Consider the following 13,811-nt stretch of genomic DNA (forward strand, 5'->3'; position numbering starts at 1 on the left):
AATCACCCAAAAATTAAAAATATAAAAATTCCAATAATAATTCCAAGCATGGCCCCGTAGATGGTGTCCATTGGCTTATGAATCTTGCCCTCAATCCTGGATTCAGCTACCAGCATAGCTAGGATAAAACCAAGGGTTATCACAAGAGCGCTGTTGGCATTAAATAAAATAATTGTAGCCATCAAAAAAGAAATAGCCGAGTGCCCAGAAATAACTCCCCCTTGGAAGTAGCTGCCGCGGTCTTTGGAGTATTTAGACTTAAAGGCAATAATAAGTAAAACCGTTAGCCCTAAGGCAATTACAGTTAAGTGGACGGGATTTTGATGGATGCCGCCCAAAAATCTTCGGCCGGCTGGAACCAGTTTGTCGTAAAAAATCAAATAACCTACAATGCATGCATAAAAGGCAGAGAGTAAAACAGCCCCTGCTGCCACATCCTTGACCACCTTGACGACTGGATCAAATTCTTTGACTGTTGCGTCAACCAGGTATTCAATGGATGTATTTATCATCTCTGCAAATAATACAAAGACGATGGCCGTTATGAGCTGGACAAACTCCTGCTTGTTTAAATTAAACATGAGGCCGGCCAGCATTACAAGACCAGCGACCAGAAAGTGAAATTTCATATTGCGCTCGGTCTTAAAGACCTGGACCAGGCCGTTTGCTGCATTATTAAAAGATTTTAAAAACTTACTTTCCTTCAAGGTTTTTCACAATCTCCTTTTCCATCTTCCTCATCAGCTGTTTATCGCGTTTTTCCATATGATCATAGCCCATCAAGTGCAAAACACTGTGGACAGTCAAATAGCTAAGCTCCCTCAGATAGGAATTGCCATAGGCCTTGGCCTGTTTAGTTAGTCTCTTCTTGCAAACCACTATATCGCCCAGCATTTGGTCATCAATGGGAAAGCTCAGCACATCGGTCACCCGGTCAATATTTCTAAAGTCGCGGTTAAGGCGTTTAATCCCAGATGGGTCGACCATGGTAAAGCTAAGCTCTGTGTTTTTTATATGATGGACAGCCAAAGTTTTTTCTATGGCCAATTTAATGGCCGCGATTTCTTCCTTTGTCATTTCAAATCTAGTGAAATTTAAAATTAAAGAAAAATTTTCAAATTCAAAGGCCTTTTCATTCGTCGCTTGCATTTTTATCCTCGTTTTCCTTGGCCTTGCGTTTTTCGATTCGATCTTCAATGGCACGAACTTTTTTGTCGTCGTTTTCGTAGGCCTCGATCACTCGTCTAACCAGAGGGTGTCTAACTATGTCGACCTTTTGCAGTTCGACCATGCCAATGCCCTTGGTGTTCTTTAAAATATTTATGGCGTGCATAAGGCCAGACTTTTTGCCCCGTGGCAGGTCAGTCTGGGTCAGGTCACCAGTTATAACCATCTTGGATGAATAGCCAAGGCGGGTTAAAAACATTTTCATCTGCTCAGGCGTGGTGTTTTGTGCCTCGTCCAAAACTATAAAGCTCCTGTCCAAGGTCCGTCCACGCATGTATGCCAGGGGAGCGATTTCAATAATCCCCTTTTCAATATATTTAGTGTATTTTTCTGCACCCAAAATTTCGAAGAGGGCGTCATAGATTGGTCGCAAATATGGATCGACCTTTTCTTGGAGGTCGCCCGGCAAAAATCCCAGACTCTCGCCAGCTTCAACAGCAGGACGAGTTAAGATAATCCTCTCAAATTGCTTATTGCGCAGAGAATGTGCAGCCAAGGCAACGGCCAGATAAGTCTTGCCCGTTCCCGCAGGCCCGGTCCCAAAGACAATATCGTTTTCCATAATGGAATCAATATAGAGCTTTTGCCCCAGAGTTTTGGGATAAAGAGACTTGCCATCTGCAGTGTAGGCAATTTGCTTGGCATGCAAGTCCAAAACCTCGGCCTCCCTGTGGTCCCTGGCCAAATTAATTATATAATCAATTTCATTTATGCTGACTTCTTTTTTGGAAGCCTCGATAAACTTGGCCATGGTCTCAAGCACTCTGGCTGCCAGGTCTTCATTTTCTCCATTGACCTCAATAGAATTGTCTACAATCTTGATCTTGGTCCCCAATCTTTCCATCAGGTGGTTGATATTTTTATCCAAATCACCAACCACCATATTTAAAATATCTACATCCGAAATTTCGTTTTTAATCATCTAACCTCCGCTATCTCATGGATACTGGTTTGTTTAATATCTCGCTAAAAATAATACCCTTTACCAGGTCATCATTTGTAATATTCTCTAGATCCAAACCCTTTTCTCCAGGTACAATGGCCTTGGAATCAGGTTTTTTCTTGTGAGTCTTTTTTCTTCTTGATTTTTTGTTCTCTTCTATCAAGCAAACGTCAGCCGCTTCATTTTGATTAAGACTGATCCCCTCTAGGCTTCTGCCTTCCATGCTGTCGCCTGCTCCACGCATCTTGATATTCTTATCAGAGCTGACCTTAGGGCTATTCTTGGCTTCAGATTTTTTTATATCAACTAGCTTTTCTTTTTTTAAGCCAGAGACGTCGTCAATCTTTTCCATAGGTTTTTCACTGTAAGAAGATTCAACTTCTTTGACAAAGTCATCCAATTTTTTGGATAGGTCTCCAAAAATTCCGCCCGTCCCCCGTGGATTTTTCTTGAAAGGGTTGGGCTCTTTCTTTTCATTTGGCTTGGTATTTGCAAGCTCGGTGAACCGCGAGATTACAGATGAGACCAAAATGAAAATCAACAACATCCTAAACATAAGACCACCTATTTATCTTGGTTCTTGCCAATAGAATTCCTCATATCTGTATCTGCTTTTACATTTTGCAATTTATAATAATCAACCACTCCAAGATTACCGTTCTTCAAAGCTTCAGCCATAGCAAGTGGGACTTGAGCTTCGTTTTCGATAACAAGGGCGCGTTTTTCTTGGACAGCTGCCTTCATTTCTTGTTCCTTGGCCACAGCCATAGCACGTCTTTCTTCTGCCTTGGCTTGGGCTATTCTCATATCGGCTTCAGCTTGGTCAGTCATGAGGTGGGCACCGATGTTTCTGCCAACGTCAACGTCAGCTATATCTATGGACAAAATTTCATAGGCTGTACCTGAATCCAAACCCTTTTCCAAAACAGTTTGTGAAATGCTATCTGGATTTTCCAAAACAGCTTCGTGAGTCATACTGGAACCAACAGTTGTAACGATACCTTCACCAACACGGGCGATAATGGTTTCTTCACCAGCACCACCGACTAACCTTTCAATGTTAGCACGAACTGTAACCCTGGCCTTAACTATAACTTCAATACCGTTTTTACTTACGGCAGAAATATTTGGAGTTTCAATAACCTTTGGGTTAACGCTAACTCTAACAGCTTCCAGCACATCACGGCCTGCCAGATCAATGGCAGCAGCTCTTTCAAATTCCAAATCAATATTGGCCCTCTGAGCTGCGATTAGTGCGTCAACAAGTGTATCTACATTACCGCCAGCAAGATAGTGGGCTTCTAGCTCGTCAATCTTAATATCAATCCCAGCCTTGGTAGCCTTGATCAAAGGATTAATAATCTTGCCAGGTCTAACCCTTCTGAGCTTCATACCGATTAAAGAACCGATGCTAACCTTAACATTTGAGAAAAATGCTGTAATCCATAGGCCAACTGGAACCATGGAGAAGAATATTACTAAAAATATTACAACCAGTCCTATGATAATAGGAGTTCCAAAACCAGCGCCTAATGCCAACAAGTTAATTAAATTCATAATGTCTTCCTCCTTACAATAATCTTGTTATTACTTTCTCCTACAACTACAATCTCCGTTTGAGCTGGAATAAAATCCGCTTCTGAATAGAGGTCGTAAACTTTATCTTCAATCACGCCCTTGCCGGTAGGCCTTAGGGCAGAAGTGGTAATTCCTTCCTTTCCGACCAAGGATTCCCGGTCAGGAGTAGCCTTGGATTTTATATCGTCCTTAAGTACAAACTTTTGAAGTGACTTCACCCTGTAACCTTTTTTAGTAAAAATATAAATAGTCACTATGGCTAGTAAAACCGAGAGGCCAACAGTAAATATAGCCAGCTCAATGGAGCCCAGCATATTTGAAAGGCCCAAAGCAATTAGTCCTGCTCCTACAAAACCAAAGACTTGAACGCCCGGGACCAGGATTTCCATGGCCAGCATCAAGACGCCCATGAGGCTTACAAAGAGCCAAACGATTTCAAAATCTGAGTGCATATAGCACAAATAAAAACAGCCAATAAAACTTGCAAAAGACAAGGTATAAAATAATTTTTTATACACAAACATACCAATGACAAAGGCTAGACTTGCGAAGATAAATAAAAATAAAGCAAGCTTGAGCTCGTTCATCATCTGACTATGGTCGGTTGCAAAATTTGCTTGGCCTAAAATAAAATTAAAAAGTAAATTTTTCATAATCCACCCCATTTATCTTATACCCAAAAGCCGTCTAACATAACAAGATTGCGGACAAATTCGATTGATCAATCTTTTTCAGGCCACATTCTCCTCAAGACTCTTGTCCTCACTCAGAAAAAATTCGGTCCACATAAAGTGGACCCTACAAGCTTCGCTAGATTTTTTCTTCGTGAACAACAAGCTCAAGTGAGTCGCTGCATACCAATCGGTCATTTTTTATACGAGGCGGTGGCTACCATAAAGGTAGCCGCTACAATTTTCCGCCTCGTTTTTTAATTGACCTCTTGGGCAGGGCTGCAAAAAATCCTTCCACAAAAAAAGCTCCAAGCCTTTTTATTAATTCTTGGAACTTAATTTTTCTTTTATTATTTCCGACATTCTCTTAGGGGTCGCGCGAGAGCCGATTTGTTCTTTAGCACTTGCCATAACCTTGCCCATATCCTTGATGGATTCGGCCTTGGTATCAGCGATTATCTTTTCGATAATTTCTGCTAGCTCGTCGTCAGACAATTGCTTTGGAAGATATTTTTCCAAGATTGCAATCTCAGCCTTGGTATCTTCGATTAGGTCATCGCGGTTGGAATCTTTAAGAGATTCAAGCGTGTCGGAACGCTCTTTTAATTCTTTTTGAATCATTTGCATAATGAGATCGTCATTAGCATCTTCTCGATTATCAACTTCATATTGCTTAATGCGAGACCTGAGCATGGTGATTGTGTTTTTTCTTAGATTATCTTTTTCTTTCATGGAAGTCTTGAGATCTTCCATCAATATATCTTTAAGTGACATTATTAAAATCCTCTACGTTTTTTCTTCTTGGCAGCTATAGCCTTGTTTTTTCTTTTAACGCTAGGTTTTTCGTAGTGTTCTCTTTTTCTAATTTCTCCCAATACACCTGCACGTGCACATTGTCTTTTAAAACGTTTTAAGGCACTGTCTAGAGATTCGTTTTCTCCTACTCTGATTTCTGACATACTCTTCCCCCCTCTCATCGGTTGCTTCACCATGTCTTGTACATTATACAACTACGGCTCAAAAAAATCAAGCCGCAGGAGATCTTGGTGGAAAAATCGGTGGAAATAAATTCATTTTATAATAATAAATAAACAAAATTTTGTCCGAGACGGTGGTCATCATAAAGATGACCGCTACAAATCTCGCCTCGGTTTTTATTAAACCCATTAATCAAAAAAAGAACCCCGGCTATCTGCCGGAGCTCTTATGATTTAAAATTTATTTGCTAATCAAGAGGATTAGTTTAAAGGATTAACAGCAACTCCACCTGCTGAGTATTGTGGCATTGCCCAAATACCGTTTGGTTGCATGTGAGTTAACCAAACTCTGTTTCCGTTTAATTTTACCTTGTAGGAAATTGTGTTTGTAGCTGTAATAATATCAAAGTAATAATCCATACCGCGTGTTACGTCGTTGAATTTATTCATTTGATTTGCATACTTGATAATATAATCTTGGTCTGGACCATAACCTAGAGCACCGTTAAAGATGTGAACTGTTTCAGCTCTGGTGATTGGAGCGTTTGGTACAAAACCATTCTTGGTATCGAGCCAGCCGTTTACATAAGCTGTTTGGATATAACCTTGAGCCCAGTAGTGGCTTGTTAGCCCAAATACATTACCTGGAGTTGTTTGATAGTTTTTAAGTCTAGCTGCTGTAACAACAAGTTCAGCCTTTGTAACCAATCTGTTTGGTTCAAAGTTGCCTGCAGGAGTACCTTCCATAATGCCGTATGATGTTACTAGATCAACAGCTCCCTTGTACCATCTGTAGTCTTCAACGTCCTTGTATTGTTTTGGATTGTAAACTGTGGTCTTGCCAGATTGTCTTAGAAGATTTGCAACAATTTGTGCAACTTGAGCCCTGGTTAATTGTTCGTTAGGACCAAAGTTTCCGTTTGCAATACCTTGCATATAAGCGTTTCTAATATAAATTGTATTATCTACTAAATCTGCAGAGTTAATAGCAGCTTCCAAATTGCTGTAAGCTGTTGAGTATGATGACCTGCCTTGGAGTGCACGGTAACCATCATCGATAGCTGCTTGTAAATTGTTTACAATTTGCTTGTCAACATTGCCCTTGACTTGGCCTCTAAGATTTTCAGCCTTTGAAATAAGTTCTCTCATATTTTTAACTTGGCTTGATGTTAGGCCGTTGTATCCATAGTAATCATAACCATAGTAATAGTCACTTGAGTATGATGGATAAGCAAGTCCTGAGTAGTTGATATAGATTGATGAATTTGTAGGATATTCTCTAGCAATAGCTCTGATAGCGTCGATCAATCTTTCAAGTCTTGCACGATAGTTTGATCCGTAATAATCATAGTAGCCATTGTAGTAGCCATCGTATGTCCAACCATAGTATGGATCCCAGTAGCCATAGCCATCTCTATATTTTAATCTTTCAGATTCGTATGGATATCTACCAAAAGTTCTGTAGTAATCGCTATATGAATAAACTTTTCCATTTCTTTCATAAAGGTCTTCATAGTAACCATCGTAGTAGTCACCATAGTAACCATATCTTCTGTAGTTTTCCATATCATAAGTGCCATAGCGACTTACATATTCATCAAAAGTATACCAATTGCCATTTCTGTAGTAAACTCTGTCACCATAGTAATAACCATCGTTGTATCTGCCATCATAATATCCCCAGTACTTATTGTTGTACATATCAGCTACATCGCTGTAAGCTGCATTAAATTCTGTTCTTGCAGCGTAGCTTGCGTTTGCAATTTGTGTTGGGTAAGAATTTTTGAAAGCCTTGGCCTTGTCCATTGTGTATTCCAATGAAGCTGGTCTGTAATAACCATAACGATAACCCCTATAGTATGGATAGTTTTTATCTGATGGTTTTGTATCAGGCTTTGGTTGAGGTTTTGGTTCTGGTTTTGGTTCTGGTTTTGGTTCAGGCTTAACCTCTGGTTGACTATTAGCAGAAGCTACAATCTTTTCAACCAAAGATTTTAATTCATTAGTTAACTCGTCAGCCTTATCTGATGTTAATAAAACATTATCAACCCATTTTTCTGCTTCTTCAATTTTAGCACTAAGATCTTTTTGTAAATCTAAATTAGCTTTTTCATATTTTCCTTTAAGTTTCATTTCACTTAAAGTGTACTTAGCAACATTAATATAGCCTTGTAATTTGGCTTTTGCAGCTGGAAGTTTTTTAGCCTCTTCCATCTTTTCTTTGTATTCAGGCGTATTTCTTTTTTGATTTAAATCCAATGCTTCTGACATAATATCACTAATATCGCCAGTAGAAGCTGCTGAATTTATTCTTGTCTTGTAGTCTTCTTTTTCGTCATCGGTTAAATTATCATAACCTCTTTCAAGACTTGCAATTGCAGATTCTTTAGCTGAATCTAAGTGATCATCTTCGCCTTCAGCAAATGCGTTTAGTGGTAGCAAGGCTATTACCATTAGCACTGCTATCATTACACTAATTACTTTTTTCATATTATCCTCCTTTTGTTTATAAAAACCTGGGTCTCTTCCCAAGCATTATAAATATTTCTTACCTATATTATACACTAATATATAAATATTTCAATTAAAAACACACGCCATTTGAATAAATTTAACACAATTGTAACATTATCCAGGCGTGTGTGTATTAATTGAAGAATCTTCTAATATATGTTAGAAAGTCTGCTATTTTATTTAATCCGCTTTCTTTTGTTTTTAGAAATCCTAACTTTGTGTTGGCTCCAAAGAGTCTCAGGTTGTCAATTGCGTGATCAACTGAGTCTACTGTCTTGTTGCCCAGATTTGCAATGCCGTTTACAACTCCAACTACTCCTGTTGTTACAGTATCTACAGCTTGTTCGGCTGAGCTAGTAATACCGACAGCCTTATCGGATACACTTGATACATTTGCTAAAATCTTTTTTATTTCAGGTTCAGAGTCTTCCAATAGATTTGCAACAGTTATTGTAATGTCATCTACATTTGCAATTACTTGTGGCAATTGGTTTAGGCTATCGTCTATGTTTCTCTTGTTGTCTTCTGCAATTTTGTTGACTTGTGTAAGAGTCTTTGACAGCTTTACAAACATAATGCCTAGAGCTACAAGTGCAAAAGCACCTGCCAAAATTAAAATCCAAAGGAGTACATCCGTTACCATTACAGCTCCTAAAATCATGCTATCACTCCTTATTTAGTCTTTTTCTTTTCGTCTTCGACTTTTTCCTTTGCTTTTTCTGTTTTTTCTTTAGCTTCTGCTACTTTTTCATCAGCCTTGTCAACTACATCTTCAGCTGCTTCTAGAGCCTTGTCAGCTACTTCGTCAAATTTTTCTTTGGCGCCTGAAACTAGTTTAGCTTTTTCTTCGCTAATCTTTGTAACAGTTTTGTTGTAGCCGTCTTTAACTTTTTCTTTTTGTTGGCCGTAGAATTCTTTGATGTCTTCTCTGGTTTCTTCGCCTGATTTTGGTGCAAATAGTAAACCAGCAGCTCCTCCGATTGCTAGACCTGTTGTTAAACCAGCTGCAACCTTTCCTGCTGTATTTAAGAATTTCTTTCTTCTATCTTCTCTTGCTTTTGCTTCAATCATTTCAATAATTTTCATAATTTTCCTCCTGTATTTTTATTAAAATATTTTTCGGCAGATTATCTGTCTACTATTTTTTATTTACCCTCAATATAATTAATTTAAACAAGTAAAATTATCAGGCGTATTGATAAAAATAATTATTTCGGTATTCGAACTTGATTTTTTCTTATATGTATATTATCATAATTTAAAAGGGGGAAGAGAAATGAAATTTTTAAAATCGGTTTCACGATATATGAAGCCTTATTGGGATAAATATATTATCGGCATTTTGTGGCTGATAGTTATAGATACAACTGTTATTTATGTGCCACAAATTATGAGAAATTTCGCCAACGATTATCAAAACGGCGTCTTAACTAAAGACAAGCTAGCAACTTATGCCCTCTTGACTTTGGGTGCGGCCCTCTTGATGTCAATCGGCAGATATTTTTGGAGGGTTTGCCTCTTTGGTTCGGCCAGGCGGATTGAATATGATATTCGCAGAGAGCTTTTTGAGCACTGGCTTAAAATGGACAGGGACTTTTACAACCACAACAAGGTTGGAGACCTCATGGCCTATGCCACCAACGACATAAATGCAATTCGCAACTTTACAGGCCAAGGCATTATGATGAGCGTGGACTCTTCATTCATGCTGATTTTTACTCTTGTAATGATGATTAGAACTTCTGGGCTCAGGCTCACTGTACTTACTTTAATTCCTGTGCCTTTTTCTGCTGCCCTGATTATTTCATACGGGGGTATGTTTTTTAAAATTTTTAAGGACAGGCAGGTCGCTTATGCGAAATTATCCGACACAACCACAGAAGCTTTTTCGGGCATCCAAGTTATCAAGGCCTTTGTTGAAGAGGACCACGCCAACGATAGGTTTGAAGAAGCCAATCAAAACTATTACGAGAAAAATGTTAACGTTATAAAGAAAACTACATTTTTATTCCCACTTATGGTTTTGATGGCAGGCCTTAGCTATATGCTGGTAATTTATCTGGGCGCCCGTTATGTTATAAACGGGACCATCAGTCTGGGTGATTTTATCGCCCACTATTCTTATGTTGGCATTATCATGTGGCCAGCCAGGAGCTTGGGCATGATTATAAATATGATCCAACAAGGCAGCGTTGGTATGGAAAGAATTAAATCTATGCTCAAGGTCGAGCCCAAGATCAAAGAGCCAGAAAATCCAATCGCCCTTCCAATGGATAAGGCCAGCGTGGAATTTAAAAACGTCTCCTTTAAATATCCAACATCTAATAGATATGCCCTAAGAAATGTTTCCTTTAAGTTGGAAGACGGCAAGTCACTTGCTCTTGTGGGCAAGACTGGTTCGTCCAAGTCGACAATTTTAAAATTAATTTTCAGGGAATACTTACCTGATGAAGGAGAAATTTTAATCGACGGTGTAAATGTGGCGGACTTGGATTTAAATATGCTGACAGAAAAAGCCGGCTATGTACCCCAAGATAACTTCCTCTTCAGCGAATCCATAGCTGAAAATATCGCCTTCGCCTTTGACCAAGAGATCGACCAAAAATACATAGAAGACGCCGCCAAGATGAGCGGAGTCTACAATGACGTCGTTAGCTTTAAAAAAGGCTTCGATACCATTTTGGGCGAGAGGGGGGTCACATTATCGGGCGGCCAAAAGCAAAGGGTTTCCATTGCTCGAGCCCTCATCAAAAATCCAAAACTCTTGGTCCTAGACGACAGCTTGTCAGCTGTTGATACGGACACAGAAAAAATTATCCTGGACCAAATTGCAAAATTGCAATCGACTATGATTATTGTCGCCCACAGGATTTCTACAATCAAAAACGCTGACGAAATTTTATTCTTAGAAGACGGGGCTATCAAAGAACGCGGTAACCACGACCAGTTGGTTGAGCTTGACGGCGAATACAATCAAATGTATCAAAACCAACTCTTGGAAAGCGAAATGGAGGCATGGGATGAGTAAGACAGATAATAAAAATAAAAAAACCTTGATGCATCATCTCTTGAGCTTTGCAAGGCCATATGTAAAACCACTTATCTTGGCCCTTATCTTGGTCGCATTTTCAACAGTCCTCGAACTTGTAAACCCCTACCTGGTCAAGGTCGCCATCGACGATTATATCTCAGGCGATATTGTCTCCATGGTTGAAGTTGAAGATGCAAACGAAGATACAATTCCAATTAACGGGAAAAATTATATCCGCGTCCATCCCAAAGAAAAATCCGCTTATAGCGAAGATACAGTTTTTTATACAATCGAAACCAAGGGCCAAGAACACACGCTACTTAAAAACGGTCAAGCCTATGAGGACATCGACCACGACGATTATCTGGACATAAGAAAGAGGGACAATGAAGCTATTATCAAAATCACTCTCTTGTTTATCCTGGTAATCCTCTTGAACTTTGTCTTTACCTGGTGGTTTAACTTCCTCTTAGGGCAAACTGGATCCAAGATTATTTATGATATTAGAAAGCAAGTCTTTGACCACATCATTCGTCAATCTTCAGCTTTCTTCAACAAAAAACCAGTCGGCAGCTTGCTTACAAGGGTTACTTCCGATACGCAAAACCTATCTGAATTCTATTCAAACGTAATGGTAAGCTTTGTCGCAGACCTTGGAATCGTAATCGGCATTATGATCCTTATGCTAAAACTCAATTACAAGCTGGCCCTCATGTGCTTCTTGCTCCTGCCAGTTATAGTTGCAATTTCAATTTTCTTTAGAAATATTCAGTTCAAGGTCTTCCAAGTCGCCAGAGCTAAACTATCACGGATCAATTCAACTTTAAATGAATATTTAAGCGGCATGTCTGTTATTAGCATCTTTGGCAAGGAAGAAAAAATGGCCCGGAAGTTTGACGACCAAAACTCCGGCTACCTCAATGAAGTTTTAAAAAATGTTAGAAACCATGCCCTCTTTAGGCCGTCAATCGAAATCATTCGGTCCCTGGGCGAGGCATTTTTGATCTACTACGGAGGCGGTCAAGTTATCCAAGACAAGATCGAGTTTGGTACCCTCTTCCTCTTTATAACTTATCTAAAAAGGTTTTTCATGCCAATTATGGACATGGCAGAAAAATATAATATCCTGCAAATGGCCATGGCCTCTGTTGAAAAGATTGTAGATATCTTGGACACAGACACAGGCATCAAGGCCCTGCCTGAATACGAAAAAAATAATATCCCTGCCGACCTGGGCGACATTGAGTTTAGAAATGTAAACTTCTCTTATATACCAGGCGAGCAAGTCTTAAAGGATATTTCCTTCAAGATTAAAAAAGGCGAATCAGTTGCCTTTGTTGGAGCAACAGGTGCCGGCAAATCTTCGATTTTATCACTACTTGCTAGATTTTGGGATATAGATTCAGGATCAATTACAATTGACGGCGTTGACATTAGGACCATGGACCCAGCAGTTTTGAGAAAGCGTTTGGGCTTCGTCCTTCAAGATGTATTTTTATTCTCGGGCGATATCAAATACAATATCACCCTGGGCAAGGACTACTCCATTGACGAAATCAAAGACGCAGCCAAGCGTGTCCGTGCGGACGACTTTATACAAAAACTCTCCGACGATTACGACACACGAGTCGAAGAACGCGGATCTACACTTTCAACTGGTGAACGCCAACTCCTGAGCTTTGCGCGGACCATCCTTAGGGATCCGGAAATTCTAATCCTCGATGAAGCAACAGCCAGCATCGATACGGAAACAGAACTCCTCATCCAAGAAGGCCTGCAAGAGCTCATGAAAAATAGGACTACAATTGCAATCGCCCACAGACTATCAACCGTCTCCGATATGGATAGGATCATAGTCATGAACAAGGGACGCATAGTCGAAGTCGGCAACCACCATGAACTCATGGAAAAACACGGCTACTACTACAGGCTCTATCAATTGCAATTAGACCAAGCCCAAGAAAAAGCCAAAGCTTAAGATAAATTAAAAAACCGTTTTACTTTTAATAGTAAAGCGGTTTTATTTTTTTAATGAATTACTTTTTGTCTCCCATAAAAAATTGACCTCTGCTAAGAGTTGTGGAAGTAAAAACACAAATTTTTATTGCTCACTTTAGTGGGTTGAGCAGGCGAAAGCGAGTCAAATAAAAAACCCTTTTACTTTTAATAAATTAAAAGGATTTTATTTTTTAAATGAATTACTTTTTGTCTCCCGTAAAAAATTAACCTCTGCTAAAAATTGTGGAAATAAAACCACAAATTTTTATTGTTCACTTTAGTGGGTTGAGCAAGCGAAAGCGAGTCAAATAAAAAACCCTTTTACTTTTAATAGTAAAGCGGTTTTATTTTTAAAAATGAATTACTTTTTGTCTCCCATAAAAAATTGACCTCTGCTAAAAGTTGTGGAAGTAAAAACACAAATTTTTGTTGCTCACTTTAGTGGGTTGAGCAAGCGAACGCGAGTCAAATAAAAAACCCTTTTACTTTTAATAAATTAAAAGGATTTTATTTTTTAAGATAAATAATTCTATTTTTATAAATAATTCTATTCTTTATAAATAAGCTAAATTCAAAAAATAAAAAAGTAAAAGATAAACAAAAGCACTCTATTCGGCAATTGATAAAAATTATCAATCGACCATTAGATGTATCTATTTTTGTGTTTTATCTTTTTAAGTATGATTATTGATGGTATGTATTGAATTTCAAAAAACTGCCCGTTTTGACAGCTTTGTTTTTTTGTATTTAGTTGTGTGAATCACTATGAGTGTGGTTAATAATTAAATTCAGAAATAAATTAAGAAAAAAGTTAGCAAAGAAATAATAGTATATTTTCAAGATCAGCAATTTTTTGTTTATAAAAATGCTAT

13 protein-coding genes are annotated in these 13,811 nt (G+C 38.7%); 2 read left to right on the forward strand and 11 right to left on the reverse strand.

Annotated elements, in window-relative coordinates:
* Positions 1-2: 2 nt before the first annotated feature.
* The 11 genes from AC6FXG_RS06725 to AC6FXG_RS06775 all read right to left on the reverse strand — a co-directional run bounded on the left by AC6FXG_RS06725 (position 3) and on the right by AC6FXG_RS06775 (position 8,996).
* Positions 3-707 (reverse strand): diacylglycerol kinase, encoded by a 705-nt coding sequence (locus tag AC6FXG_RS06725; RefSeq protein WP_500572074.1) that lies wholly within the window; start codon positions 705-707, stop codon positions 3-5.
* Positions 694-1,149, reverse strand: coding sequence for an rRNA maturation RNase YbeY (ybeY, locus tag AC6FXG_RS06730; RefSeq protein WP_500572075.1), 456 nt, complete (start codon positions 1,147-1,149; stop codon positions 694-696). The genes AC6FXG_RS06725 and ybeY overlap by 14 nt, the downstream gene beginning before the upstream one ends.
* The gene (locus tag AC6FXG_RS06735) at positions 1,133-2,149 is read right to left on the reverse strand and encodes a PhoH family protein (protein WP_500572076.1); all 1,017 of its coding nucleotides are present in this window, start codon (positions 2,147-2,149) and stop codon (positions 1,133-1,135) included. Before AC6FXG_RS06735 ends, ybeY begins: the two co-directional genes overlap by 17 nt.
* A gap of 10 nt (positions 2,150-2,159) precedes the next feature.
* A complete protein-coding gene (locus tag AC6FXG_RS06740; protein WP_500572077.1) occupies positions 2,160-2,726 on the reverse strand; it encodes a hypothetical protein in 567 nt (188 codons plus the stop codon).
* 8 nt (positions 2,727-2,734) lie between these two features.
* Complete coding sequence (gene floA, locus AC6FXG_RS06745) at positions 2,735-3,727, reverse strand: flotillin-like protein FloA (RefSeq protein ID WP_075574587.1); 993 nt, start codon at positions 3,725-3,727, stop codon at positions 2,735-2,737.
* Entirely contained in the window at positions 3,724-4,401 is a 678-nt protein-coding gene (locus AC6FXG_RS06750) for an NfeD family protein (protein ID WP_500572078.1), read from the reverse strand. Before AC6FXG_RS06750 ends, floA begins: the two co-directional genes overlap by 4 nt.
* A gap of 339 nt (positions 4,402-4,740) precedes the next feature.
* Entirely contained in the window at positions 4,741-5,193 is a 453-nt protein-coding gene (locus tag AC6FXG_RS06755) for a GatB/YqeY domain-containing protein (RefSeq protein WP_075574585.1), read from the reverse strand.
* Positions 5,194-5,195: 2 nt separating this feature from the next.
* Positions 5,196-5,378, reverse strand: a complete 183-nt coding sequence (gene rpsU, locus AC6FXG_RS06760; RefSeq protein WP_075574584.1) for a 30S ribosomal protein S21 — start codon at positions 5,376-5,378, stop codon at positions 5,196-5,198.
* Positions 5,379-5,657: 279 nt separating this feature from the next.
* Positions 5,658-7,886, reverse strand: coding sequence for an S-layer homology domain-containing protein (locus tag AC6FXG_RS06765; RefSeq protein ID WP_500572079.1), 2,229 nt, complete (start codon positions 7,884-7,886; stop codon positions 5,658-5,660).
* A gap of 157 nt (positions 7,887-8,043) precedes the next feature.
* Positions 8,044-8,571 carry a DUF948 domain-containing protein gene (locus tag AC6FXG_RS06770; RefSeq protein WP_500572080.1) on the reverse strand — a complete coding sequence of 176 codons (528 nt, stop codon included), beginning with the start codon at positions 8,569-8,571 and terminating at the stop codon, positions 8,044-8,046.
* An 11-nt stretch (positions 8,572-8,582) separates the two neighbouring features.
* A complete protein-coding gene (locus AC6FXG_RS06775; RefSeq protein ID WP_500572081.1) occupies positions 8,583-8,996 on the reverse strand; it encodes a YtxH domain-containing protein in 414 nt (137 codons plus the stop codon).
* Between the two features lie 190 nt (positions 8,997-9,186).
* On the opposite strand from AC6FXG_RS06775, the gene AC6FXG_RS06780 reads away from it, so the two are divergent.
* Entirely contained in the window at positions 9,187-10,938 is a 1,752-nt protein-coding gene (locus tag AC6FXG_RS06780; protein ID WP_500572082.1) for an ABC transporter ATP-binding protein, read from the forward strand.
* On the forward strand, positions 10,931-12,919 hold the full coding sequence (locus AC6FXG_RS06785; protein WP_500572083.1) for an ABC transporter ATP-binding protein: 1,989 nt from the start codon (positions 10,931-10,933) through the stop codon (positions 12,917-12,919). Before AC6FXG_RS06780 ends, AC6FXG_RS06785 begins: the two co-directional genes overlap by 8 nt.
* Positions 12,920-13,811 lie beyond the last annotated feature (892 nt).

The sequence above is a fragment of the Ezakiella massiliensis genome (genome assembly GCF_059862345.1).